Consider the following 23,610-nt stretch of genomic DNA (forward strand, 5'->3'; position numbering starts at 1 on the left):
CTCCAAAACGATCAAGTTAAGGGGATTCTGCCATTGAACGGTTGCTTTGAGGATTTTGCTGGTCAGAGGAGGGCAAATCGCGACGCTGTTTTTGACCCGACACTAAAGAGAGTGACGGGGGCATGCCGGCGCCATTTTACGTGGCACCGGCATTGCGATGAAGATCAGGCTGGATTATTGCGGGTCGTCGGGAACCACCTTCCAGCTGTCATCCGGATCAAAGCGTTTCATCGCCTGCGCGAGTTTTTCGCTATCGGGCCCCAGGTCTTTCTCGAACACCTCGCCTTCATGGCTGATCAAGAAGCTCATGACGCCGGTGTCATCGTATTTCGCCGGCCAGGCAATCAGCGCAAAACCCCGGCTCATCTTGTCGCCGATCAGGTAACTGTAGGCGCCACCCGGTGCCGAAGGGCCTTGGCCATCCAGGATACGAAAGCGGTAGCCATGCCAGTCTTCGCCTTCAATGATTTTGCCGAACGAGGGGCCTAACGGGCTGATCTGGTCCGTGTCGTCATCCGCCCAATACAGTCCGTCGTGCTTGCCGGGGGTGCTGACGATTTTCTGCGCGTATTCGAGCGCGCCGTCTGCGTCACGATCAACGGCGGCATATTCCATCTGGGCGTCGTGGTAGGCCAGCACCGATTGCACCGCAGCAATTTCGTTGCGACCAATGCGACGTATGCGGATTTCGGCATTGCCGGCCTTCATGTCGAAACGCCAACCGGAAGCCTCTTTTACCAAGGGTATTGGCAACGTCCAGTGGTCATTGCCGACCGCCAGATGGGCTTTGTTGTCACCGGTTTTTTCGATCTGGTGTTGCTCCTTGTATTGCTTGATGAACGCATCCACATCTTCTCGCTGCACACCTTCGCGCGGGACGAAATTGTGCCATTCCTCCCCCAGCAACTCGGTCAGGCGCGCCTTGTCTGCGTGCTCTGTCCCCAGGGCTTCAACGAACGCTTGCGCAGCCGCTTCCGGCGTTGGAAATGCCTGCTGCGCCGCTGCAACGCACGACCACAGCAAACCGGCCGCTATCGCGATGACCGTAGGGAGCACGCCCATGCTTATTTTCACTCCAGGATAATTGTTCACCGACGGCCCCCCCGCGAACGCGCTGGCGGACTTGAAGGCCGACTGATCTGGTGACCCGATGGTCGAGAGGCCGTTTGGCGTTGGGCTGAGGCCTGACTGGCCCGACCACGATTAACTTGGGCGTTGGCCTGTGACGGTGTCCGTGCGCCGGCAAATGCATTGTTGCGGGCACTGCCCGTGCTGGCGGCCGGGCGATTGTTGTTCGCCTGGCGCGTCTGCGGGGTTCTTTCTGAACGCTGATTCGCCTGAGCGGTGCGGGGCTGCTGATTCTCACGAGTATTTCTGGCAGGGGTGCCCTGGCCTCGGTCCACTGTCCTGGGTCTATCGGCACCGGCTTGCGCCCGATTGCGATCGTTGGTCTGGGCCTGGGCTTTACGCGTTTGATCCCGGGCTTCGCGGTTGCTGGTGGCTGGGCGCTCGATACCGTGCTTGTCCATGGAGTTGCGGGCATTTTCACGCGCCTGGGCACGTTGGGCATTGTCCCCTCGGTAGGCCTCACGCTGATTAGCCCCGTTCAGTTGCCGGCCGTACTGTTCGCGACTTTTGCCGTCACGATAGGGCACGCCATTGCGATGAACCGGGTTGTGCTGCCATTTGTTCTGGTTGTTGGTGATCTGGTTGTTGCGATTGATGTTGTTGTAGCGATTAACGTCTATGTCGACGTCGTTGTTGCCCCAGTCGCATTCGCCCCACAAGGCGCCGACGATTGCCACGCCGGTCCCGAATGCCAGCCCGGCCACCAATGCCTGACCCGGGTAATAAGCGGGAGGAGGGGGATAGTACGCGGGAGGTGAGGCCGGGTAGGCCCACGTACCGTAAGCGGTGGTCGGGTTATAGGTGGGTACGTACACCACTTGCGGGTCGGCGGGCTGAATGATGATCGTGGCAGGCGCGGGCGCTGGGGCAGCTTCGGGTGCTGCGGCCTTCGGAGCCGGTGCGGGGGCAGTTGCAGGTGCCGGTGGTGCAATGTTCTGAACCGTCACGTTCTGATATTGGTTGCTCTGCAGGTTGCCAGCGGCTTGCGCCTGGCGACGTAAACGCTGAACGCCGTCCATGAGGTCGTCAGGTTGCGCCAGGAAAGCATCACCCAGGCGTTGTACCCAGACGGGATCCTGTCCCAGCGTTGCCAGGACCTGCGGGAACGCGACCAGCGCTTGCACGCTCGGGTCCCAAGGCTGGCTCGCCACTTGTTTGACCGCATCGTCGCCCTTGGCGTCAGGGTGAGCTTTGGACCAGCCCACCGCGTCGGTGATTTCACCGGGGTAGGTGCTGGCCATCAGCACCTGTGCCAGCAACGGGTCGGGGTAAAGCGCAATGGGCGCCAGCATCTGATCCAGCTGCTCCTGGGTAAATACTGGATCTTTGGCCACTGCGGCGACGGGCGCTGGATTGGCAGCGGCGGCCGGGGCCGGGGAGGGCTCTTGCGCCGACTGAGCCAGGGAGGCAGATCCGCTCAACAACAATACAGCTGACAACGCGTACAGTACTGGAATGCGCATTGCACCCCCTATGAGGTCAGGCAGGCTCGAAATGAGCAGATCAATGCCCGGCAGGAGGAGACTGACTGGCTAGCCAAAGCCCTCGGTCCCGATGCCGCTTGGTAATGGTAGCAAAGCTGTGATTTTTGCCAGTTATTCGGTGCTACGTTCGTCCGGAGTCATCGAGATTCGACGAAGCCTGGGAGCGCCGGCAGCCCGTACGTCATCGCAAGTTCCAACGCCGGTTACAAGGGCTATAACTATCAGAACAAACGCCGGGTCACCCGCAATCGGCCCTCCAAAGGCAGCGCCCGAGCAGACGCCCCCCGGCCTGATAGGCACCCGCGGCGCGGAGTGACGTGATGAGTTCCAAAGCATGGCGATGCGCTCGCAAGCGCCTTCTTGGTTGCATCGGACTGACCTTGCTGGTCGCTCCACTGTGCGCCAGCGCCATGTTCAAGTGCCAGGGCAAAGACGGAACCATCAGCTACACCAGCCAGGCCATCGCCAGCGCCCGCTGCACGCGCGTGAATGGCATGCCGGGCGCCGGTGCAGGCGCCAATGCAAAAGCACTGCCACGGGTTGTGCGGAACGACGACCCCGGTGCGGTGCGGATTCGGGTGTTCACCTTCATGCACAAGGGGGTTCGCCAATACGTGAGCCGGCGCCCTGTCGGGATCTCCGCACGGGTCGACGTCCTTGAACTGTATTACATCAAGGACTGCTATCTGTGCATGGCGCCGAAGGATTTCAAGGTCGCCTCACTGAGCCTGGACACCCAGTCCTATCGGCGCGAGATCGAAGCTGCTTCGGGTGATTATGGTGTCGACAAGGCGCTCGTCCGCGCAGTGATACATGCCGAATCGGCGTTTCGCCCCAACGCCATTTCCGTCGCGGGCGCCCAGGGGCTGATGCAGTTGATGCCCGCCACCGCCGAGCGTTTCGCGGTGAATGATCCGTTCGACGCACGACAGAACATTCGTGGCGGCGTGCGTTACCTGGCCTGGCTGCTCAAGCGCTTCAACGGTAACCAGATGCTGGCATTGGCAGGGTACAACGCTGGCGAAGCCACGGTAATCGAGTACAACGGGGTGCCTCCCTATGACGAGACGCGATCCTACGTCACCCGGGTGCAGTCCTTGACCGAACTCTACCGCAACCATCGCTAGTTCAAGCCCGCCTCGCCAACGTTTGACTTCATAAACCAGGCGTCTTATTGAGGCGTGTGGACTTCAATCAAAACCCTTCGGCGTATTGTTCGTCGCTGACCTGTTCCATCCAGTCGACCACCTTGCCGTCCAGTACTTCGGCGATGGCGATATGCGTCATGGCAGTGGTGGCGGTCGCGCCATGCCAGTGTTTGACATGCGGTGGAATCCACACCGTGTCGCCCGGTTTGATGGAGCGAACCGGTTGCCCCAGTGCTTGCACCAGCCCGGATCCCGCCGTGACGATCAAGGTTTGTCCTAACGGGTGCGTGTGCCAGGCCGTGCGGGCGCCGGGTTCAAAGGTCACGGTGGCGCCACTGACCCGCGCCTCTTCCGTTCCCTTGAACGGCGCGTCGACACGCACAGTGCCGGTAAAGTAATCAGCGGGCCCAACGGCAGAGGGCTGCGATCCATTGGGATGAACGATGAGCATGGATTTTTCTCCTTCTGCTCATTCGGCACGTGCTCAAAGACTTCCTTCCCAAATACCCCGACATCTCGGTGGAAGTCTGCTGCGATTACAGCTTCGTCGACATCGCCGCACAGGGCTTTGATGCCGGGGTCAGGTTGGGCGAGGACGTGGCGGACGGCATGATTGCCACGCGTATCGGGCCGGATATGCGCATGTCGGTGGTTGGATCCCCAGACTACTTCGCCAACCGCGAATTACCCAAGACGCCTCGGGCGCTGACCGATCACTTGTGCAATAACCTGCGCTTGCCTACCAACGGCGGTCTGTATGCCTGGGAATTCGCCAAGGATGGCGAGCGTCTCAAGGTCCGTGTGTCAGGCCAGGTGACCTACAACGGCGTTTATCAGCTGTTGGCAGCAGCGCTGGATGGTTTCGGGTTGAGCTATGTCCCCCATGACGTGGTCGCGCCTCACCTCGGTTCCGGGCGCCTGATACAGGTGCTGGAAGACTGGTCGCCATGGTTTTCCGGTTTCCACCTCTATTATCCGAGTCGACGTCAGTCGTCACCTGCGTTTGCGTTGCTGGTGGATGCGTTGCGTTACAAGCAATAGACGTTATTTGATCTGGGTACCCGGCACGAAAAACTTACCGGGATCATCGGCCTCCTTCAGGTCAATCAAGGCGCGGCAGACACAATGCGAGAATTGTTTTTGCAAGGTGTCGGGGTCTTTCCAGGCTATCTGCGAAGCTTGCAGGTGTTGGTTTTCCGGCGATTTATAGCAGGCACAGTTATCAAGCCGGGTGATGCCGTCGTTGTTGCTCTGGCAAGCCGTGGTCAGCAAAGAGATCGCGATGAGCAATACAAGGCGTTTCATTGACTCCCCTCCGAGACGGGCGTGAAAAGCTGACAAAGCGAGGCGCGATCTGCTGAGCAAGCCTGGCAATAGAAGGAAGCTTAGCTGTCATTTTCCGTCGTTCAATTCATGGCTGCTTTGGGTCCATCGTCGCTGGCCGGCAGGACCCGTTCATCACCCGAATTTCACCTCTCGTTGCACAGTGATTGCTCGTAAGCGTTGGTCATTACCTCCCAGGTCCTGGGATCGGCGGGAATCAGGTGCTCGATGCGCAATGAGGTCACGGTGATGTCCTGGGGCATGCCGAACGTCGTGAAGGTGGACAGGAAGTTCAGCTCGCCCTGAGTGGAGGTGATCCGGGTCAGCATCAGCGGGGGGAGTTCGCTGGTCATGAGGGGAGGGCTGGCTGGGGCGGGCAGACTTTCCAGGATGCTGGCCAGCCCAGGGTTGACCAACGCCTCACGGGAAGCGCGCTGCCAGGCGACGGTTCTGATTTCTTCGGCGTTGATCAGATGATCTCCCAAGCCTCCAGGCTGCAGCAGGGTGACGAGAAGGTTCAGTTCCTCTGTCGCGTCGACCGGCAGTCCCACCAACCCGAACAGTACAGCGGTACTGGCGTTGGCGGCGAGGACTTCCCAGTGGCTGCCCAGCACAATCGCCGGCGCGGGATTATTCGCGTGAAGCACGTGAGTGATCGCCCCTCTGACCGCGTCCATCGAGGGGGAGGTGAGTGCCGTCGCTTCGTAGCGAGGGGCGTAACCCGATGCCAGAAACACGCTGTTGCACTGATCCAGGGGGGCGTCCAGACCCGTCAGCAAATTGTGCAACGTGCCGGGGCTCGGTTTGGCGCGGCCCGTTTCAATACAACTCAAATGGCGTTGGGAAATCCCGGTGATCAGGGCGAGGTCGAGCTGGCTCAACCGGGCCTGTTGGCGTAGCTGGCGCAGTTGCGCGCCGGCGGTTGTCGGGGGTGTCGTGCGGGGAAAGGGGCGAGTGCTCATGGGTTGACTCTGGCAGTGCGGATTGTTGGCGTCCATGACCTGTCAGGTCATTGAGGTTGGGGCGACGATAGCACTAACTTGCTTGTGCCCATCACCCCGCTTGTTTGCAAAGGACGCCATGAAAAAACCTTATCTCGCGCTCATCACCTTGCTGGTGTTTTCCCTCTACACGGCATGGACGCTCTGGCACGCCGAGCAGTCGCTTATCGAATTCGGCCTTGCGCTCATGTCGAGCCCGGACACCGCGCAGGTCGTCATCGATCTCTATGTGCTCGCCTGCTTGGCCTGCGTCTGGATGTACCGGGACGCACGTTCGAAAGGACGATCGCTGGTCTCGGTGCTGCCGTACTTCCTGCTCACGGCGATCTTCGTGTCAATCGGACCGTTGCTCTACATCGTGATCAATGGATTGCCGCGCCAACCTCGGCCGGTGGGCAATCCTTGATGGGGAGCTTGTGATCAGATCGTCCGGTTACTTCGCTGCGAGGGGCTGAGCCAGGAATTCGGTGATCAGCGTGATCGTCTGCTGCTGGATCACGTCTCGTGGACGAGCGCCGTCGCCATCCCGGCAAATCATGCCATCGCCCGGCGACGATTCTTCGATCAACGCCACCGCGCCAGGTTTGCAGATCGACATAAAACTGAAGTGGGTGGCGTCGCTGATTTCGACGTAGCGCGTCGACGCATGGGGCAAGCGTTTGGCCAGGTTGGCGGACTCCAGATGAGCGGGAAGGTCTTCAGACGGCACACCCGCTGCAATCACCAGGGTCGGTACCGGTAGCGCTGCCAGGCTTTCGTCCGTCATCCCGCGTGACAGGCCAATGTCTAGTGAAACGATGGCGCTGACGCGTTTATCGCTCAAGTCCGCGGCCAGTCGGGTCTTCGATGCCGGGGAGCTGGCAGGGTTTATTTTTTCGTAGACCGCGCAAGGGGCCAATGTCGGATGAGCGCCGCAATCCTGAGTGAAAAGGTCCGGGTCGAAACGTGCACCCGCGATTTCCAGGGCAGTCCAGCCACCGAGTGAATGGCCCACTACGGCAATTCGGCGCTGCGCGACCACGCCAAATTTTTCCGGCTGTGCGGTAACCGCGTCGATGGCACGGCTCAGGTCAGCGGGTCGCAACCATAACTGCGCCGCGGCTTCAGGACTGCGGTCCTTGCTGGTGGTGCCGGGGTGGTTGACTGCCGCCACGATGTAACCCTTATGAGCGAGTGCGCTGGCCAACCACACCTGATTACCCCAATTGCCCCAGACACCGTGAGAGAGCACCACCAAAGGATGCTCGCCGGTGGCCGGGGGGGCGTCTTGAACGGCGAGGGCGCCGAAAAATACTGGATTGTCGGAAATCAACTGCGGTGGCGAGGTCGTTGGACTGGGATACCAGACGACCATTTCAAGTGGCCTGTCAGTGTGTGCATCTGCCAGCGTAGAAGCGCGGAAGCCGACGAGGTTTTCGTCGGCAAGCACGCTAGAACTGAGGCAGACGAGCAACAGGGCGCCGAGAGCTTTCTTCATTATTTTTATCTTCCTTGATTGAACTGACTCATCAATGCCCGAGACCACCGTCATGCGAATGGCTATCTCGAACGCAGGGTTCGAAAGCCGGCGAAGTGTATCGGCAAATCCTGCGGACAGAAAACGATGCCGCTGGACACATCGCGCTTGGATTACTGATCGTCGGCAATCTGTACCATTAGGCGACACAGATAGTAGCCAGCCCGACGCGTTAATCAATGAGGCTTGCCACTAAAGCAAACAAAACTATTGAAAAAAACCGTTATAAGCCTTAAACGGAATGCGTGCCGGCACATTGCTTGCTATCCATAAGCGGTATCGCCATTTTCTGGCTCAGGGAGCGTTGATGAGTTTTAGTCCATTGCAAGACGCTCCTCGGCAATCGAGCGCGTACGACGTTGACGCGTCTCAGTTGAAACGGAATTCGGATACGGTCGGCATGGCCCTGGCGAGTGGACATGACACGGTCCAGCGATTGCTCGACTCGGCGCGCAATGGCCTCCACACCCGCGCCTGGGTGGTGTACCGCGCCGGTGAGCAACTGCATTTGATCGGGCAGGGTGATCCGCAGGTGCCGTGGCCGGCAATCGTCGCGAATGACGAGTTTGAAGCTTTCTGCCAGACCCGGCGCTTGCACCGCTGGCCGACCGGTAAAGGTGAAACGGTGCTCGGCTGGTTGCTTGCACCCCTCGACGATGCGGCAGACCCCGCGCTCGCCGAATTCGCTCAGCGGCTGGGCATCGAAGTCCAGACCAACACCCTTGCCCGCGCGCAGATCACTCAGCGTGTCCTCTATGAAATCACTTACCTGGCCAGTTCGACCCGTGATCGATCGGTGTTCCTGGTGGGCGTCCACCGCCTGCTGGCCAGCCTGATCGATGCCGAGAACTTCTATCTCGCGCTGTATGACCCGCACTCCGGAAAGATCGACTACCCGTATTACGTCGACATCATCGACGTGGATGCCGTGGAGGCCGAACACTATGAATACCTGGACGTTTCGCACTTGTCGTTGACGGGCCAGGTGCTGACTACTGGCCAGCCGTTGCTGATCGATGCTGCGGGCATTCTCGCGGCGCAGACCGAAGGCCGCTTCTACTGCGTGGGTGATCGTCCCGAGTTCTGGATGGGCGCACCGCTGAAAAATGCCTCCGATGAAGTGTTCGGCATGCTTGCCATGCAGGTCTACGACGTGTCCCGTACCTACAGCGCTGAAGACCGCGCGCTGTTCCTGGTGGTGGCCCGGCACGTGGCCATGGCGCTGGACCGGATTCTGCACCGGGAGGACCTGGAAGCAACGGTCATGCGTCGCACCCTGGAGCTTTCGGCACTGAACGACGAACTGAGGCAGGAAGTGGCCGAGCGTGAGCGGGCCGAGCATCTGCAGAGCGCATTGTTCCAGATTGCCGAACTGTCGAGCCGGCCCGGCGACATGACCGAATTGTTCCAGGCCTTGCATGGCATCGTCGGTGATCTGCTGTTCGCCCAGAACTTCTACATTGCGCTGTTCGACGACGCGACCACCGAAGTGACCTTCCCGTACTACGTCGATGAGCGGCAAACCACCTGCCCGGCTGCACGCCGAGGGCGTCGGGGCCTGACCGAATACGTTATTCGTCAGCGCCGACCTTGCCTGATTGACTCCACCGAGGCTGAGCGCCTGTCGATCAGCGGTGAAGCGGACCTGGCCGATGAGTACGTCCGCTCCTATTCCTGGCTGGGCATTCCCTTGTTCGACGGCGACGTGGTGCGGGGCGTGCTCGCGGTGCAAAGCTATACCTCGCAGGTGCGCTATACCCTGCGTGATCAGGAACTGCTGACGTTCGTGTCGCGGCACATTGATACCGCGTTGTCGCGTCGTACGGCCGCCGAAGCGATCCACGCCGCCAACCTCAAGCTCGAAGCCCGGGTGCAGAACCGAACCCGCGAGCTCGATCACGCCAATGCCAAGCTGCAGCATGAAAACTCTCACGACGCGTTGACCGGGCTGCCGAATCGTACCTGCCTGCAACAGCGACTCAGCCTCGCCTGGTCGCGGTTTGGCAGCGAAGGTGGGCACCTGGCAGTAATGTTCATCGACCTCGACCGTTTCAAGTTGGTCAACGACAGCCTCGGCCATCATTTTGGCGACCTGCTGTTGATGCAGGCGGCGCACCGTTTGCGCGGTTGCTTGCGCGAGACCGACCTGCTGGCGCGTCTGGGCGGCGATGAATTCTCGGTGCTCGCGCCGGAGGCTCCGCTGGACGTGGTGATCGAAATTGCCGAACGCATTCTGGTGGCGTTTGACCTGCCGTTCTTCATCAATGGCCACGAAGTTTTTTCGTCGTGCAGCATCGGTATTGTCAGCGCCGACAGTCAGTTTCATCACGAGCCGGCCGATTTGCTGCGCGATGCCGATGCGGCGATGTACCGGGTCAAGAGTGCCGGGCGCGACAGCTATGCCGTGTTCAATCAGGAAGTGCGCCGTGAAGTCTCGGACCAGGTCGAGCGGGAAGGGGCCTTGCGCAACGCGCTCAAACGCACGGACGAATTGCTGCCGTATTTCCAGCCAATAGTCAGCGTTGAAACCGGCGAGCTGCTGGCCCTTGAAGCGCTGATTCGCTGGCATCAACCGGGGGGCAGGGTAATCGCCCCGGGCGACTTTCTACCGGATGTCGAGGGCCTGCGCCTGATTGGTCGACTGGACCTGTACATGCTCAACAGCATTGCAGCGATACTCGCCCAACCCGAACACGCCAACTGGCCTGCGGTGCACGTCAATTGCTCCAGCTACAGCATGACCCGCCCGGATTTTGCCAGTGATGTCCTGGCACTGTTGGCCAGGCATCAAGTTGAACCTTCGCGCATCTGTCTGGAGTTGACCGAAGGCGCACTGGTGGCGGAACCGACCATCGCCCGACTGACCATGCAGCAATTGGCCGACAACGGCATGTCGGTGGTGCTCGATGACTTCGGTGCAGGGTTTTCATCCCTGAGCTATGTGCATCAATACCGTTTCAGCGGCTTGAAAATCGACAAGTCGTTCATCCTCGAACTGACCACCAGCGCCCGCAGTCGCGCGATCGTCCGGGCGATTGTGCGCATGGCCGAATCGCTGGACCTCAGCGTGGTGGCCGAAGGCGTCGAGGATCAAGCGACCCTGGACCTGCTACGGGAAATGGGCGCCACGCAAGCCCAGGGTTATTACTTCGCCAAGCCGATGGGGTTGGAGGAATTGCTGGTCATGTTGCCGGCGGCCCCTGTGTCTGTTTGACCTTCGTGGGGCTGCCGAGCAAACACGAATCAGGTTCTCTGGTCCAGATCAGCGGCCTGATGCCGCTCGGGCACCTGGCTCGCCTCATCGCCCCACGTCCGGTTGACCCGCTGACCACGGATGACCGCCGGCCGATTGGCGATTTCCTCTGCCCAGCGCTGCACATGGGTGTATTGATGCGCGGATAGAAACTCCGCCGCCGAGTACACGTTGTCCCGCACCAACTGCCCGTACCAGGGCCACACTGCGATATCGGCAATGGTATAGCTGTCCCCGGCCAGGTAGGCGCTTTCGCCTAGACGACGGTCGAGGACATCCAGCTGACGCTTCGCCTCCATCGTGAAGCGGTCGATCGGGTACTCAAGCTTTTCCGGCGCATAAGCATAGAAATGCCCGAACCCACCGCCCAGGTAAGGCGCCGCGCCCATCTGCCAGAACAGCCAGTTCAGGGTTTCGGTGCGACCTGCGGGATCCTTGGGCAGGAACGCGTCGAATTTTTCCGCGAGGTAAAGCAGGATCGATCCCGATTCGAAGACGCGAATGGGCGGCTCTGCGCTGCGGTCCAGCAGCGCCGGGATCTTCGAATTCGGGTTGATCTCGACAAAGCCGCTGGAGAACTGGTCGCCTTCATTGATGCGGATCAGCCAGGCATCGTACTCGGCGCCGGTGTGCCCGAGCGCCAGCAACTCCTCAAGCAGGATGGTGACCTTCACGCCATTGGGGGTGGCCAGTGAATACAACTGCAACGGGTGCTTGCCGATCGACAGCGTTTTGTCATGGGTCGGCCCTGCGGTCGGCCGGTTGATGCTGGCGAATTGACCTCCAGAAGGGGCATCGTTTTTCCAGACCTTGGGAGGAACGTAGGGCGCTTTGCTCAAGAGAGGGACCTCATAGCTTGCTTGCGGTAACTGACGGATCGTGGAACACCGTAACTGTGGCGGGGGATTGCACGCACCTGCGATGAGACTGTGCACCGTTCCGCTTCAGCGCTACCCGGCTGTCCAGTTTGACGACTGCTGCGCAGTTTACGACGCACGCCACGTCAAGGCGAAAATACTTTCACCCGGAACATCAAAACGAATGCGTCCATCCCGGCAATCGACAGCGGCTTCGCGACTACGGCTGTCAGGGCCGAAAAGGCTGAGGGACGGGCAGGCGGTGCCTGCGCCCTGCAAGCTGATCCGTTGCAAGCGCTCGCCCTTGTTTACGCCTAGCACGGTGCGTTCGTTGCCGCGGGCCATCGCCAGGGCATCGACCTCGAACGCGCTGTTGTCCATCCGCCGGACCTGATCGAGCCAATGCGATTGGATGAATTGTTGCGCCAGACCTACCGGCTTCAGCTCGAAGCGATCAGGCCCAGGCATGCGGATCATGCCTTTGAGGTGGTTCGGGTCGTCGGCGGCCTGAAACCAATTGAGCATATCGAGCAGCCCGTCCTGGGCTGAATTGATAGCCACCGAGGCCCACCACAGTGATGCGAAGTGTGTTTCCTGTTCGTAGGGGCTTACGCTTGACCCACTGGATATATTGGTCTGGTCCAGCAACAGCGCCTTACGTGGCCGACCATCGGATTGCAGGCCGACGACTTCCGCAGCCTGGCGCACAGAGTCTCGGTACACCCGAGTGGCCAGCAGGTCGCGAATCATCCACTCATGCCAGGCCAAGGCGTCGATCTGCGGTGCCGATTCACTGAGCATGCGCCGGGCCCAATCGATGCCACGGCGCTGCGCACCTTCTGGTGTAAACGGCCCATTGACGAATCGCGAGCTGGCGGGCATGGCGATGCGCACACCCGCTTCGCGTGCGCCCGGGTAGTCGCGTACCTGGCGATACATGGCGTCGAAGAAGTGCTTGTAGGTCTCATAGTCGGGGTAGTTGTAGTTGGGCTCGTCGGCAAACGACAGGTAGTGAGTGCCTCGACCCAAGGCCACGGTTGTCGCCAGCCAGGCGTCAAGGCCGGCGGCGCTCTGGCTGTTGGCCTTCAAGTCGGCCTTGCGACGACTGCCCGCCAGCAAGGTGATATCCATATCGATGCCACCGCGTTCCAGATAAAAACGTCTGAAGGCCTCTTCGTAATGAGGCTTGGCGGCCATGATATCGACGGCGCTGTAAAAGCCACCCGCACGGGGTTTGAGCGCGTCGAGGGCGGCATGGCTTGCCGGTGGTGGCAGCAAGTAAGGCAAGGCGACACCTAGTCGCGGCGTGGGGCCAAGCACCTCGGGATGCAAATTGAGCTCGGTACGGCCGCTGTTTTGGCGCAGCGGCTGCAGGTGTTGGGGCCGCTGGGCAAACAGGTTGGCGGTGCCGTCCAGCCAGAACGCCGCCTTGCCACTCCCTTGCAGGCGCAGGCGCCAGTCTTGATCCCTATCGCTGACAGGCAAGGCAATCTGGTCGAACTTCGGGTAGTCCTGGTAGGGTTTGAGTTTCAGCTCGACGTTGTTGCCATCGCCCAAACGCACGGCACGCAACCCACTGACACCACCGAAATACTTGCCTGCGAGTATCGCCTGTTCACCGGCGCGGACCTTGAAATAGACTTCGACATTGGAGGCAGTCTCGGCGCTGAAATGCACCTTTGCCGGTGCGAACAGGGCGACAGTCTTGTCGTCGTGCTCAAAGCGATAACGCCTGAAGCTGTAGCCCGGGACTTCCACGCGGTAACTGGCAGCGCTCGCGGGCAATGCCCAGGTCTGCTCGCCGCGCCTTTCGCTGGCAGGGATAAAACGCTCGCCGCGCAACTCTCCCTCGGCATCCAGCAGGTAGATTCGTTCTTCATTGGCATCGGTTTGCCAGGCAGGTACCCAACTGACGCGCAACGTGTCGTCGCCACCTGGCTGCAGATAGAGGCTGCCGTCGCGAATATCACCCCAGCGCATGGGCGCGGCGTGGGCCAAGCTGCTGAGCGCAAGCGTCAATACGATAAGGGTGCATTTCATTCGGTGCTTTCCATTGCGTCTGTCCCAATTTCCGAAAGCGTCGGCATTCGCCCTACACATTAGTCTCGATGTAACAAACGTGAGAAAAATAAAGCGCGGGTCGACGATGGACGGTAATGAAAAGTTATGTGCGTTTGTTGCGCAAAGCTGTAGTTGTGAAAAGACTATTGAGGTCAATATCATTAGCGGTTTTTTGACGCCGTAATTGCGTCAATAGTGCATTCATCTTCACGCTGAAAAACTGCCTTGCTCTTTCAAGGACTGATGCTAACGTGATATCAGATCAGCGGTTTGATAGACGTCGTCTTATCTTTTAGAAATTGCGTTAGACCCTTCGGTGCAATAGTGGAGGGGGCTGCAGTCATTCAGGGGACGGGTGGCACGTTACCAGGGTGAAGCCGGGCGAATCCCTCGCCGACCCCGCGAAGTAGTCATCGCAGGTGATCCAAGACGTGCCGCCTATGCAAGTAAGGGAGCCTGGATATGCGCGCAGAGAAGCGATTCTATTCGCTGGACAGTTTCAGAGGGTTGATGGCTGTTTCAGTGATGATCTATCACTTACGCGTTAACGACAGTTTTACCGAGTGGTCGTTGTTTCGCCATGCCGAAGTATTCGTATCGTTCTTTTTTGTATTGAGTGGCTTTGTATTGGCGCACGCCTACGCAAACTCCGTGCAATTTAATTTTCGCAGATTCTTCATAACGCGCACCTTCCGCTTGTTGCCCTTGCACCTCTTCATGTTGGGCGTCTTCATACTGTTGGAGTGCGGACGATATATGGCTGTCCAACAAGGTATGGAGTTTAACAACACGCCATTTTCTGGAAAGTTTGACCCGGCTGAAATTCTGCCTAATGCGCTGCTGCTGCAATCCTGGACGCACTGGACTAATCCACTGTCGTACAACTATCCGTCGTGGAGCATCAGTATCGAGTACTACACCTATATGATCTTCGCCATGATCCTGAGTATCGCCTTCGGCATCAGGACATGGGTGTGGGCGACGATAGTCGTCGTGGCCCTGGCGCTGATCTATGCCGACCATAACTTCTTCACGATTGAGTCGCTTAGAGGCCTCGCCTACTTTTTCACTGGCAGCCTGGCGTATACCGTGTACCTGAAACTACCCCATCCCGGCCGGGCCAAGGTCTGGTTGCTGACAGTGCTTGAAGTCGTGGTGGTAGCTGTAGTGCTGTTGTTCGTGACCAACGATTTTGAGGGCAAGGCGTTGGTGGCCAGCCCGTTGTTCGGCGTCGTCGTTGTGATATTCGCCTTTGATGGCGGGGCGGTGTCAAGGGTGTTGGCGGGACGGGCCTTCGCGTTTCTAGGCAAGTTGTCGTATTCCATTTACTTGACCCACGCGGCCATCCTGTTTTGCATCGTGTCGGTGTTCATGGTAGCGAACAAAGTCCTCGGCGTTAACATGACACCGATGATTGACGGGACTCGCCACCTGGACACGGGTGATGTGCTGTTCAACAACCTCATCGCTCTGTTGGCAGTGGGATCAGTAGTGTTGGTGTCGATGTTTACTTACCGGTACGTCGAAATGACCGGGCAAGCCCTTGGTCGAGCACTTGCCAACAAACCTGCACAAACAAGTCCTTTGTTGAGACCTGATGCCGACTGAATGTCGGGCTGACCGGATGCTGTCTGCGTTTTTGACGCGCTGCTGGCCAGATTTTTACACCCAGCAGATTCTCGCCGAGTTCGTTCTGGGCATGGCTGCTACGCCATTTACGCACGCACGGCGGCGTGGCGCGCTGCCGGCCTCGGCAATGGTGCATGGATTGTCGGGTGTGCGCTTACCCGGGTTGCCGGGATTGATCGGCGACGCCAGTTGCTCCCTGCACCTGTTCCACCCTTATGTGTTGAAGGTTTTCAATAAGGTATTCCATGTTGCGAGTAAGTCAGTTGCCTCTGAACAAACCCTGCCAGGCGCCTCAAACGTTCTTCTTGCAAGTCATCTCCTTGGCGCCATACCCCCAAGTCACCCGAGCTTCCCCCTGATGCTCCCAGAAACTTTCGTTCTGACCGGTGTAGTGCACGCCGCTGCCCGATTGCACCGCGACCATCAATGAGCGCTGGCCTTTGTAGCTGGCAATAAGCGAAGAGGGGTCGGTCTGGTAGAAGGTGGCGCTGATCGTGCCGTCACCGCCGCAGTCGAATGTGATCGGGCCTTTGCCGGCAACCAATCCGTAACCGGCTTGTACTTCGACGATGCGCTGGCTGTAGCTGTCGCGAACGCAGGCCTGTTTGTCGTCGGACTTCCAGCATTCATCACGCCCCTTGATCCACCCACGCTGCTCGGCCTTGAGAGTCTTGGCGCCATTGCCAGCCTTTTTCAGCGCGGCGTCATACGCGGCTGCCAGCTTTCGGTCCTGCGCTGCAAGGTCCGGGTTTTTGCAGATCAGGTCTTCCACCGAACTGGCCATTTTCTCGCTGCACTTGAACGATGGCCCATCCTGAGCCGTAGCAAGTGATGCGCCCAGCAACGCCGATACGCCCGCGCTGACCAGCAAAACGCGATTCAAAAAACGCATAATCAACAACTCCTGAATTGACCCCGAGACGAGACCCTCGGAAATCATAGCAAGGGTTCGCGCAATTCCCTCCGCCGGTGATCTCATCCGCGCATGTGCAATGTCGAGGCCATAGCCTTACGTGAGAGGATGCCCTGCGCAAAAAAGGGCGTCCGGAGAAAGGTCGTTCAAGAGTCAGCGCTTCCTTCATCCTGATGTCATCAAACCCCATCACGACGACACCGCCCAGACCTGAGGTTTCAATGATAGAAACGCGCCTGCTACAGCAGTTCATTGCCGTTGCCGAAGAACTGCACTTCAATCGGGCTGCGGTGCGTCTGCATATGGCTCAGCCGCCCCTGAGTCAAGCCATTCGCCGGCTGGAGAGCGAGATCGGTTCCCCGCTGTTCGAGCGCACAAACCGCAGCGTGTTGTTGACCCCTGCCGGCACATCATTTCTGGAGACTGCCAGGTGCATTCTTCAGTCTCTCGATGAGGGCGTGACACGAACCCGTCGTGTTGCCGAAGGAGTCGAGGGCCACCTCACGATGACATTCATCAACATTGTGTCCTATGCCCCGTTGCTGCGGGCGTTACGCGGCTTCCGCCTCGCGTCCCCAGAGGTAGCGTTTACCATGAAGGAGGCCACGACCCACGAGCAGGTGGAGGCGCTGGAGAGCGGCGCTGCTGATATCGGCTTCATGCGCACACCGGGGACGACCACGCCCCATCTGCGCTTCGAGACTATCCTGCGCGAGCCGATAGTCGTCGCGCTACCGGCTGGACATCGGCTTGAGGACCACGCGTCCATCGAGTTGGCGTTACTCAAGGACGAGGCTTTCGTGGCGTCGCCCCGACCGCTGGGGCAAGGCTTTCACGACCAAATTATCCGTCTTTGCCAAGCCGCAGGGTTCCTGCCAAACATTGTTCAACAAGCACGGCAGTTGCAAACCTTGATCGCGTTAGTCGCCAGTGGGTTCGGCATTGCCCTGATACCCGCATCGTTGGCGACGGGAATGCAGGAAGACGTCGTCTTCCGCCCCATCATCGTGGATGCGCCCGAAGATCTGCTGCATTTGGACCTGCTGATGGCGTGGAACGCGAATCAGGATTCGCCGATCCGGGACCGGCTGATCGAGGCAGTCCGAGGCACTCTTGCGCCACTGACCCATTGAGACGTTCAGCGTCTTGTTTCGCGATTTAAACAGTATTTTACGGACATAAGCGTTGGCACTACTGTTTGGCAGCACCCGATCCGAGGGTGAGGACACGGGCGTTCCTACTCCCGTGACTCACGTCGAAGCACTGCATTGGACTCGTGAATAAGGCCTGCCATTTCCTTGGCAATACTTGTTCTTTGCGCAGTTGTCTCGAGGTCACTTCACTACTGCCGAACCAGGGACAGCCATGCCTGCCGCCATTTATGTTTTTTCATTATGTACATTTGCATTCGGTCTTTCCGAGTTTGTCGTCGCAGGTCTGGTTTCCGCCATCGCGACCGACCTTGACTCAAAAATTGCTGCAGTGGGCACCGCTATCGCTGCTTATGCCTTTGGCGCAGCCATTGGCGCACCATTTATTACAGCGCTCGTTTCGCATTGGAGGGACAAGCACATTCTGATGCTTGCCATGGCGGTCCTCGCTGTCGGCAGCGTGCTGATGAGCCTTTCGCCGAATCTCTCCATGTTGCTGGTGATCCGGTTTCTGGTGGGGCTGGGCCATGGTGTTTTCATGGCGGTGGCATCGGACGCCGCCACCAAGCTGGTTGATCAGAAGCGTTCCGGACGGGCGCTATCCGTGGTGTGGGTAGGGTTGACACTCGCGCTCGCGTTCGGCGTCCCGATTGGAACGTTTCTGGGTAGCATCTGGTCATGGCGGGGCATTTTCATGTCTATCGGGGGACTCAGCCTGTTGAGCATGCTGGGATTACTCCTCTTCATGACCAGCAGCACAGAGAGTTCGCACGGCGGGCAAGCGAGCGCATGGAAAGGGATCAAGGCCATCACCCATCCGCAATTGCTCATCACCGCCGGCATCGGCGTACTCGTGAGCATTGCGACCTTTTCATTCTTCACCTTCGTCTCTCCCTACTTGCTTCAAATCACCGAGGTGGACGTGCAGCAGTTGAGTCTGGGTATGCTGCTGTTCGGCCTGTGCTCCATCGTGGGGAATCTGCTTGGCGGTTATCTGGTGGACAAGATGGACGCGAACCGCAGCACCGTGATGGCATTGGCGGGCCTGGCCATAAACTTGATCGGACTTTACTGGTTCAGTGACTCTGCGCTCATGATGACGCTCCTGGTCGGCACATTGGGTGTCTTTTTCTTTTCCATCGTGACCATGTTGACACTGCGTCTGCTGAAACAGGCTCAGTGCTATATCCCGGAGTCAACCGCCGTAGCCGCCGGGTTGAATATCGCGTCCTTCAACCTGGGTACAGCATTGGGTGGGGTACTCGGCAGCATCACCATTGCGTTCGGCAGCTTGTCGGACATCCCGCTAACAGGGGCATTGGCTGCTGCATTGGCAGCCTCTGTGCTTTTCCTGCAAACCAGGCACTCCAGCACGCAGAGTGCATCAGTTAGCTGATGTACTCAGCCAGGTGAGCGATTTCCAAAATTCCGGGTCACCTTCGATAGGCAGGAAAAAAGTTGAGTGAGGACTCTGCTTTCTTTATGCCAGGCGTCATTGTGGCTGCCAGTGATTGTCCGGCTCTTCAGCGGGCTGATATCGTTACTGGCACTACTTCAAATGGGTCGTAATCGACCCACAGTGTGGACATCGGAGGATGAAATGAAAGGAAGCTGCGCGTGTGGGGCTGTTGGCTATGAAGTCGACAGCATTGATATGCCCATCAGCCATTGTCACTGCCACACCTGCCGCAAGACCCATGCGGCTGCGTATGTCACCACGGCCGGCGTGCTGAGAGAGCATTTCAGATGGACACGAGGGCTGGACGCGTTGAGGGCTTTCGAGTCATCTCCCGGAAAGATTCGGCACTTCTGCGGCCACTGCGGATCGCACCTTGCGGCTGAACGCAACGGCGCTGCCGCAATGATCGTGCGCGTAGCGACGTTAGATGATGAGCCTGGCGCCAGGCCCGAGTATCACATCTGGACGGAGCAGGACGTCGCGTGGCTGGAGGGGGAAGGTCTGCCTGAACACCGGCAGTGGCAGCCTGATCGATAAGCGATCGGACGCTTGTTCAACGACCCGCTCAAACCTCCCCGGAAACAACCATTTGACACGTGGATCCGCTATCGCCCACTTCCTGTTCGAGCCATTCAAGAAACTCGCAAAACCCGCTCGAACGCTTCACCCGCTTTGGATAGACCAACGTGTAGCGTCCGCCCGTCACGATGCTGCCGGCATGCACGCGTATCAGTTGCCCGGTGAGCAACTCATCGCGTGTCAGCACCGCGTCGACCAGCGCGATGCCCTGGCCACATTTCACCGCGACGATTGCAGACTCCAGCGTATCGAAGGTCAGGTGAGCGTTATCGGGGCCGGTTGAATCGGGGTAGTACTCGTCCCAGCGACGCCAGTCCAGGCGATCCATGCTCGCGTCCACGAGACGCGCGGTCTTGAGCACCTCTTCCGGTGTCGAACCGGCGAGCAGTGCCGGCGAGCACACCGGGATCAATGCTTCCTCCCACAACTCCAGCGCTTCGAAGTCGGGCCAGGTGGCGGTGCCGTACGCGATCATTGCGTCGATGGATTCAAACGCAAAGTCGGGGAAGCGGTGATACACCGTGTCGACACTGACGGTTACTTGCGGATGCTTGCGGTAAAACGCAGTCAGCCGTGGAATCAGCCAGCGTGCCGCCATGGTCGGGTGCGCGCGCAGGCTGACGCTTCGTCCCACCGTGGCGAGCATCTGCGACGCATCCGACAGCAGGCCGATGACTTGTTCCGCCACCGGAACCAGTGATTGACCTTCAGGGGTGAGCACGATTTTGCGTGTGTGCCGCTCGAACAGACGACTGTCCAGACGCGCCTCCAACTGCGCAACCTGCCGACTCACCGCGCTCTGGCTCAGGTTGAGCTGCTCGCCTGCCTTGCCGAAATTGCCGGTTTTCGCGACGGTCAGGAAGGCCTGCAAAAGCTCGATGGATGGCAGTTGGCGGCTCATGTTTCTATGCGCTCCTCGCATGGGATTAATGCAGATACATCACTGTTATTTCGGCGAGACGGGGCACATTCTTAGCCGAAACCACGACGCGGCGCTACGCGTCATTCTCCACCGGACGGTTGCCCTTATGAACACTCCAGCAGCGGCATTCAATACCGTGTCAGCGACCCAGGACGACCGCCTGCCCCGTGAAGTCGACGTGGCGATCATCGGCGGCGGCCTGATGGGGTGTGCCTGCGCGTACTACCTTAGCAAGGCGGGCGCCAAGGTGCTGTTGATCGATAAAAGCATTCTCGCGGGCCAGCAATCGTCACGCGCCTGGGGCTTCGTTCGCCAGCAATCGCGAGACGAAGCCGAGGTGCCGCTGATGCAGGCCAGCATCGAGATCTGGCGCTCGCTGGAACGCGAACTGCAGACCGACCTGGGATGGCGCAACGACGGCTGTCTGTTCGTCGCGGGCAATGAAGCCGAGCGTGACGGATACGAATCGTGGCTGAGTGTCGCGCGCAGCTTTTCGATCGACACCGTGATGCTGTCGCCGCGGGAAGTGGAGAAGAAATTGCCGGGCTACGCCGTGCCGCAACTGGGTGGTTTGTTCACCGCCAGCGACGGCCAGGCCGAGCCCACGCTGGTGGCCCGAGCCTTTGCAATGCGTGCCCGTGAACTGGGTGCGCACATCGTCGAACAGTGCGGTGCCAAAGGCATCGACGTCGCCGCCGGCCAGGTTGTGGGCGTGGAAACCGAGCGCGGTTATGTGAAGGCGAAAACCGTGGTGTGCGCTGCGGGCGTCACGACGTTCCGTCTGCTGAAGATGCTCGGCATCTCCCTGCCACAGCAACTGGTTCGGGGAACAGTGGCACGGACCACGTCCGGGCCGACGCTGAGCGGCATTTCCACCATTGCCAACGGCGTCGGTTTCCGGCAACGGCTGGACGGCAGCTTCAACATCGCCGACGACGCCCACGTCGACGTTGACATGACGCTTGGCCATCTGCGTGCACTGCAGTGGTATGCGCCGTCGCTGTGGGCGCATCGCAAGTCGTTCCGCTTCAATCTCAATGGCGCGTGCCTGACGGATCTGAGTCAGCGCATGCCGTGGTCGCAAGCGTCGCGGCTGGGGGCGGGCATTCACGAGCGAAACCCAATGATCCCGCCAAACGACAAAGGCCTGGTCACGGCGATGCGTGCGCTCAAGGCGGCGTTCCCGGGGCAGGTGGGCACACAGATCGTCGACCGATGGGCCGGTGGTATCGATGTCTTGCCCGACGGCATCCCCGTCATCGACGCCAACACGACACCACGGGGTCTGGCGGTGGCCACCGGATTCTGCGGTCACGGTTTTGCCATGGGCCCCATCGTCGGTAAAACCCTGGCCAACTGGATTCACTCGGGCGAGCCGGGGCTGGACATGCGTCAGCTGCGTCTGTCGCGCTTCGCCGAGGGTGACGTCAAGCCGCCGTCTTCGCTGTTCTAGTCGATACCCAATTGCCAGCGCCCATGCGTCAACGCTCACGCGCCTACCTCCCGGGGGATACACGGTGAAACGACCTCTCAAAGATATCTATTACGATCCCGCGTCGGTGGCAGGCAAAGCGCCGCCCATCAGCGACGAGACCGATATTCTGATCGTCGGTGCAGGCCCTGCGGGGCTCGCTGCCGCATTGACCGCCGCCGGGCATGGTCTGCGCGTTACGCTGGTGGACGAAAACCCGGTCCCCCTCGACACCATGGGGGAGGAAGTGCCGCTGCATTTCGGTGGCCGCATGGGCGCCGCGGTGGCGAATCGCAACAGTGTGCTGCAAACGCTTCTCGACGCCCGCCCGGAGATCGCCGATGCGCTCGAAGCCGGCGTCGACGTGCGGCTCGGCACGGCAGTCTGGGGGCTGTTTCCTCAACAACGCACCACCGCCTGGATCGAGGGCGCAGTCGCCGGTCTCGCCGATGACAAAGACGCCAGCCTGCTGCGCTTCAAACAGGTGATCGTTGCCGCGGGCAGACGCGACATGGGCCTCGCTTTCGACGGCTGGGATCGGCCTGGTGTCATGGGTATCAGTGCTGCGCATCGGCTTGCCACCGTTTACGAGGCGCTGGACTGCCAGCGCGCCGTACTGGTCGGTAGCGATACGCACGCATTGGCCACGGCCCACGCGCTGACCAGCAATGGCGTGCAGATCGTCGCAATCATTGAGCAGGCTGAACAGGTATTCGGCGATCAAGCGCTGCTAGGCCTGTTGGTGGAGCAGGGCGCACAGGTGTTGACCGGGCATGTGGTGCGCGAGGCGGCGGGGGATGCACTCGGCGTCAAGCGGATCACCGCTGTCGCGGTCGACGCGACGGGTAACCCCGTTGGCGGAGCTTTGACTGATATCGACTGCGACACCGTGCTGCTGGCGGTGGCCGCCATTCCCGCGATCGAACTGATCGAATCAACAGGGTGCAGCACTTCCTTTCAGGCCGAGCGCGGTGGCCACGTCCCGGACACAGACTCTGCACAGCGCACCTCGTTGCCGTTCTTCCTGGTGGCAGGTGATTGCGCCGGCGTCTGGGTCTCGAAAAGTCTCGACGACGAGATTGCCCGCCGCGAAGGCCGCATCGCGGCGCACACGGCGCTGGCCGCGCTGGGTGTCGACATCGCGTTAAGCGACACCGTACCGCTGCCCGACGCAGCCGTCTGCGATGTTGCCGCCAATCGCACGGCGTGGGTCCGGGCGTCCACCGTCCATGCGCAAAACCAGCCTTTCGTTTGCCAGTGCGAAGAGGTGACGGCCGGCGAAATTCTCGGTCAGCAACCGCCGCGCTATCTCGACTGGACGCCCACCGATGCCGCGTTGAAAAGCACGATGATCTCGTCGCTGCAGGACGGCTCGCCCAACCCGGACGTGACAAAACGCCTGACACGGGCCTGCATGGGACCCTGCCAGGGCCGCCGTTGCCGCGAACAAGTGGCCACTTTGCTCAGCATTGGTGCCGGGGTGAACGTCGACGCCATTGCCTTGGCCTCGTTTCGGCCGCCGGTCCGACCGCTGTCGATGCGTCAGCTCGGCCAGATCGAGGAGACGCCACAGATGATCAGCCGATGGGATGCCTGGTTCGACATGCCGTCCCAGTGGACGCCGTTCTGGCTGTGCACCGGTCAGCAGACCGTCGCCAAGCGCCCGCAAGACGGCGTTCGACTCAACCATCAAGCGCAGAACGAGAGCTGACACC

Annotated in this window: 19 protein-coding genes and 1 pseudogene; 10 read left to right on the forward strand and 10 right to left on the reverse strand. The window is 59.9% G+C overall.

The features are described from left to right. Nucleotides 1-174: 174 nt before the first annotated feature. Together H7698_RS14915 and H7698_RS14920 are read right to left on the reverse strand one after the other, a co-directional pair. Nucleotides 175-1,062: a DUF2950 domain-containing protein gene (locus tag H7698_RS14915; protein ID WP_194691898.1), complete on the reverse strand. Its 888-nt coding sequence runs from the start codon at nucleotides 1,060-1,062 to the stop codon at nucleotides 175-177. Between the two features lie 26 nt (nucleotides 1,063-1,088). After that, the gene (locus H7698_RS14920; RefSeq protein WP_194691899.1) at nucleotides 1,089-2,591 is read right to left on the reverse strand and encodes a DUF3300 domain-containing protein; all 1,503 of its coding nucleotides are present in this window, start codon (nucleotides 2,589-2,591) and stop codon (nucleotides 1,089-1,091) included. A gap of 341 nt (nucleotides 2,592-2,932) precedes the next feature. On the opposite strand from H7698_RS14920, the gene H7698_RS14925 reads away from it, so the two are divergent. After that, complete coding sequence (locus H7698_RS14925; RefSeq protein ID WP_194691900.1) at nucleotides 2,933-3,739, forward strand: lytic transglycosylase domain-containing protein; 807 nt, start codon at nucleotides 2,933-2,935, stop codon at nucleotides 3,737-3,739. A 67-nt stretch (nucleotides 3,740-3,806) separates the two neighbouring features. Here the strand turns inward: H7698_RS14925 and H7698_RS14930 are convergent, their stop codons facing one another. Further along, the gene (locus H7698_RS14930; RefSeq protein WP_194691901.1) at nucleotides 3,807-4,211 is read right to left on the reverse strand and encodes a (R)-mandelonitrile lyase; all 405 of its coding nucleotides are present in this window, start codon (nucleotides 4,209-4,211) and stop codon (nucleotides 3,807-3,809) included. Between the two features lie 17 nt (nucleotides 4,212-4,228). On the opposite strand from H7698_RS14930, the pseudogene H7698_RS14935 reads away from it, so the two are divergent. Beyond that, nucleotides 4,229-4,801 (forward strand): annotated as a pseudogene (locus H7698_RS14935) (LysR substrate-binding domain-containing protein); the annotation flags it as partial. Between the two features lie 3 nt (nucleotides 4,802-4,804). Here H7698_RS14935 and H7698_RS14940 read toward each other — a convergent pair. Continuing rightward, complete coding sequence (locus H7698_RS14940; protein WP_194691902.1) at nucleotides 4,805-5,065, reverse strand: hypothetical protein; 261 nt, start codon at nucleotides 5,063-5,065, stop codon at nucleotides 4,805-4,807. 164 nt (nucleotides 5,066-5,229) lie between these two features. Then, nucleotides 5,230-6,045 carry a helix-turn-helix domain-containing protein gene (locus tag H7698_RS14945; protein WP_194691903.1) on the reverse strand — a complete coding sequence of 272 codons (816 nt, stop codon included), beginning with the start codon at nucleotides 6,043-6,045 and terminating at the stop codon, nucleotides 5,230-5,232. A 118-nt stretch (nucleotides 6,046-6,163) separates the two neighbouring features. Between H7698_RS14945 and H7698_RS14950 the strand changes: the two genes are divergently transcribed. Then, nucleotides 6,164-6,490: a DUF2834 domain-containing protein gene (locus H7698_RS14950; RefSeq protein WP_194691904.1), complete on the forward strand. Its 327-nt coding sequence runs from the start codon at nucleotides 6,164-6,166 to the stop codon at nucleotides 6,488-6,490. A 27-nt stretch (nucleotides 6,491-6,517) separates the two neighbouring features. Here H7698_RS14950 and H7698_RS14955 read toward each other — a convergent pair whose 3' ends face one another. Then, a complete protein-coding gene (locus H7698_RS14955) occupies nucleotides 6,518-7,561 on the reverse strand; it encodes an alpha/beta hydrolase family protein (protein ID WP_194691905.1) in 1,044 nt (347 codons plus the stop codon). 346 nt (nucleotides 7,562-7,907) lie between these two features. Here H7698_RS14955 and H7698_RS14960 point away from each other — a divergent pair, with 346 nt between their 5' ends. Next, the gene (locus H7698_RS14960; RefSeq protein WP_194691906.1) at nucleotides 7,908-10,814 is read left to right on the forward strand and encodes an EAL domain-containing protein; all 2,907 of its coding nucleotides are present in this window, start codon (nucleotides 7,908-7,910) and stop codon (nucleotides 10,812-10,814) included. A gap of 29 nt (nucleotides 10,815-10,843) precedes the next feature. Here H7698_RS14960 and yghU read toward each other — a convergent pair whose 3' ends face one another. Then, nucleotides 10,844-11,692 carry a glutathione-dependent disulfide-bond oxidoreductase gene (gene yghU / locus H7698_RS14965; RefSeq protein ID WP_194691907.1) on the reverse strand — a complete coding sequence of 283 codons (849 nt, stop codon included), beginning with the start codon at nucleotides 11,690-11,692 and terminating at the stop codon, nucleotides 10,844-10,846. 147 nt (nucleotides 11,693-11,839) lie between these two features. Continuing rightward, nucleotides 11,840-13,750 carry a hypothetical protein gene (locus tag H7698_RS14970; protein WP_194691908.1) on the reverse strand — a complete coding sequence of 637 codons (1,911 nt, stop codon included), beginning with the start codon at nucleotides 13,748-13,750 and terminating at the stop codon, nucleotides 11,840-11,842. A 483-nt stretch (nucleotides 13,751-14,233) separates the two neighbouring features. Here H7698_RS14970 and H7698_RS14975 point away from each other — a divergent pair, with 483 nt between their 5' ends. Then, the gene (locus H7698_RS14975) at nucleotides 14,234-15,379 is read left to right on the forward strand and encodes an acyltransferase family protein (RefSeq protein ID WP_194691909.1); all 1,146 of its coding nucleotides are present in this window, start codon (nucleotides 14,234-14,236) and stop codon (nucleotides 15,377-15,379) included. A 313-nt stretch (nucleotides 15,380-15,692) separates the two neighbouring features. Here H7698_RS14975 and H7698_RS14980 read toward each other — a convergent pair whose 3' ends face one another. Further along, nucleotides 15,693-16,292 (reverse strand): MliC family protein, encoded by a 600-nt coding sequence (locus H7698_RS14980; protein ID WP_194691910.1) that lies wholly within the window; start codon nucleotides 16,290-16,292, stop codon nucleotides 15,693-15,695. A gap of 242 nt (nucleotides 16,293-16,534) precedes the next feature. Here H7698_RS14980 and H7698_RS14985 point away from each other — a divergent pair, with 242 nt between their 5' ends. The 3 genes from H7698_RS14985 to H7698_RS14995 all read left to right on the forward strand — a co-directional run bounded on the left by H7698_RS14985 (nucleotide 16,535) and on the right by H7698_RS14995 (nucleotide 19,460). Continuing rightward, a complete protein-coding gene (locus H7698_RS14985) occupies nucleotides 16,535-17,446 on the forward strand; it encodes a LysR family transcriptional regulator (protein ID WP_194691911.1) in 912 nt (303 codons plus the stop codon). 232 nt (nucleotides 17,447-17,678) lie between these two features. Beyond that, a complete protein-coding gene (locus H7698_RS14990; RefSeq protein ID WP_194691912.1) occupies nucleotides 17,679-18,860 on the forward strand; it encodes an MFS transporter in 1,182 nt (393 codons plus the stop codon). 204 nt (nucleotides 18,861-19,064) lie between these two features. Continuing rightward, nucleotides 19,065-19,460, forward strand: a complete 396-nt coding sequence (locus tag H7698_RS14995) for a GFA family protein (protein ID WP_194691913.1) — start codon at nucleotides 19,065-19,067, stop codon at nucleotides 19,458-19,460. Between the two features lie 28 nt (nucleotides 19,461-19,488). Here the strand turns inward: H7698_RS14995 and H7698_RS15000 are convergent, their stop codons facing one another. Further along, nucleotides 19,489-20,403: a LysR substrate-binding domain-containing protein gene (locus tag H7698_RS15000; RefSeq protein WP_194691914.1), complete on the reverse strand. Its 915-nt coding sequence runs from the start codon at nucleotides 20,401-20,403 to the stop codon at nucleotides 19,489-19,491. 127 nt (nucleotides 20,404-20,530) lie between these two features. Here H7698_RS15000 and H7698_RS15005 point away from each other — a divergent pair, with 127 nt between their 5' ends. Both H7698_RS15005 and H7698_RS15010 read left to right on the forward strand, forming a co-directional pair. Beyond that, nucleotides 20,531-21,877: an NAD(P)/FAD-dependent oxidoreductase gene (locus tag H7698_RS15005; protein WP_194691915.1), complete on the forward strand. Its 1,347-nt coding sequence runs from the start codon at nucleotides 20,531-20,533 to the stop codon at nucleotides 21,875-21,877. A 64-nt stretch (nucleotides 21,878-21,941) separates the two neighbouring features. Beyond that, nucleotides 21,942-23,606 carry an FAD/NAD(P)-dependent oxidoreductase gene (locus H7698_RS15010; RefSeq protein WP_194691916.1) on the forward strand — a complete coding sequence of 555 codons (1,665 nt, stop codon included), beginning with the start codon at nucleotides 21,942-21,944 and terminating at the stop codon, nucleotides 23,604-23,606. Nucleotides 23,607-23,610: the final 4 nt, after the last annotated feature.

Origin of the sequence: Pseudomonas sp. p50(2008) (assembly GCF_015351605.1) — a bacterium.
In the GTDB taxonomy this organism is placed as follows: Bacteria; Pseudomonadota; Gammaproteobacteria; order Pseudomonadales; family Pseudomonadaceae; genus Aquipseudomonas.

Bases quoted from the DNA above. Each gene is read 5' to 3' on its own strand.
- H7698_RS14985 (WP_194691911.1), top strand. From the start codon at position 16,535: ATGATAGAAACGCGCCTGCTACAGCAGTTCATTGCCGTTGCCGAAGAA.
- H7698_RS14975 (WP_194691909.1), top strand. From the start codon at position 14,234: ATGCGCGCAGAGAAGCGATTCTATTCGCTGGACAGTTTCAGAGGGTTG.
- H7698_RS14925 (WP_194691900.1), top strand. From the start codon at position 2,933: ATGAGTTCCAAAGCATGGCGATGCGCTCGCAAGCGCCTTCTTGGTTGC.
- H7698_RS14915 (WP_194691898.1), bottom strand. From the start codon at position 1,062: ATGGGCGTGCTCCCTACGGTCATCGCGATAGCGGCCGGTTTGCTGTGG.
- H7698_RS14955 (WP_194691905.1), bottom strand. From the start codon at position 7,561: ATGAAGAAAGCTCTCGGCGCCCTGTTGCTCGTCTGCCTCAGTTCTAGC.
- H7698_RS14945 (WP_194691903.1), bottom strand. From the start codon at position 6,045: ATGAGCACTCGCCCCTTTCCCCGCACGACACCCCCGACAACCGCCGGC.
- H7698_RS14990 (WP_194691912.1), top strand. From the start codon at position 17,679: ATGCCTGCCGCCATTTATGTTTTTTCATTATGTACATTTGCATTCGGT.
- H7698_RS14980 (WP_194691910.1), bottom strand. From the start codon at position 16,292: ATGCGTTTTTTGAATCGCGTTTTGCTGGTCAGCGCGGGCGTATCGGCG.
- H7698_RS14960 (WP_194691906.1), top strand. From the start codon at position 7,908: ATGAGTTTTAGTCCATTGCAAGACGCTCCTCGGCAATCGAGCGCGTAC.
- H7698_RS14920 (WP_194691899.1), bottom strand. From the start codon at position 2,591: ATGCGCATTCCAGTACTGTACGCGTTGTCAGCTGTATTGTTGTTGAGC.
- H7698_RS14950 (WP_194691904.1), top strand. From the start codon at position 6,164: ATGAAAAAACCTTATCTCGCGCTCATCACCTTGCTGGTGTTTTCCCTC.
- H7698_RS14930 (WP_194691901.1), bottom strand. From the start codon at position 4,211: ATGCTCATCGTTCATCCCAATGGATCGCAGCCCTCTGCCGTTGGGCCC.
- H7698_RS14970 (WP_194691908.1), bottom strand. From the start codon at position 13,750: ATGAAATGCACCCTTATCGTATTGACGCTTGCGCTCAGCAGCTTGGCC.
- H7698_RS14940 (WP_194691902.1), bottom strand. From the start codon at position 5,065: ATGAAACGCCTTGTATTGCTCATCGCGATCTCTTTGCTGACCACGGCT.
- H7698_RS15005 (WP_194691915.1), top strand. From the start codon at position 20,531: ATGAACACTCCAGCAGCGGCATTCAATACCGTGTCAGCGACCCAGGAC.
- H7698_RS15000 (WP_194691914.1), bottom strand. From the start codon at position 20,403: ATGAGCCGCCAACTGCCATCCATCGAGCTTTTGCAGGCCTTCCTGACC.
- H7698_RS14995 (WP_194691913.1), top strand. From the start codon at position 19,065: ATGAAAGGAAGCTGCGCGTGTGGGGCTGTTGGCTATGAAGTCGACAGC.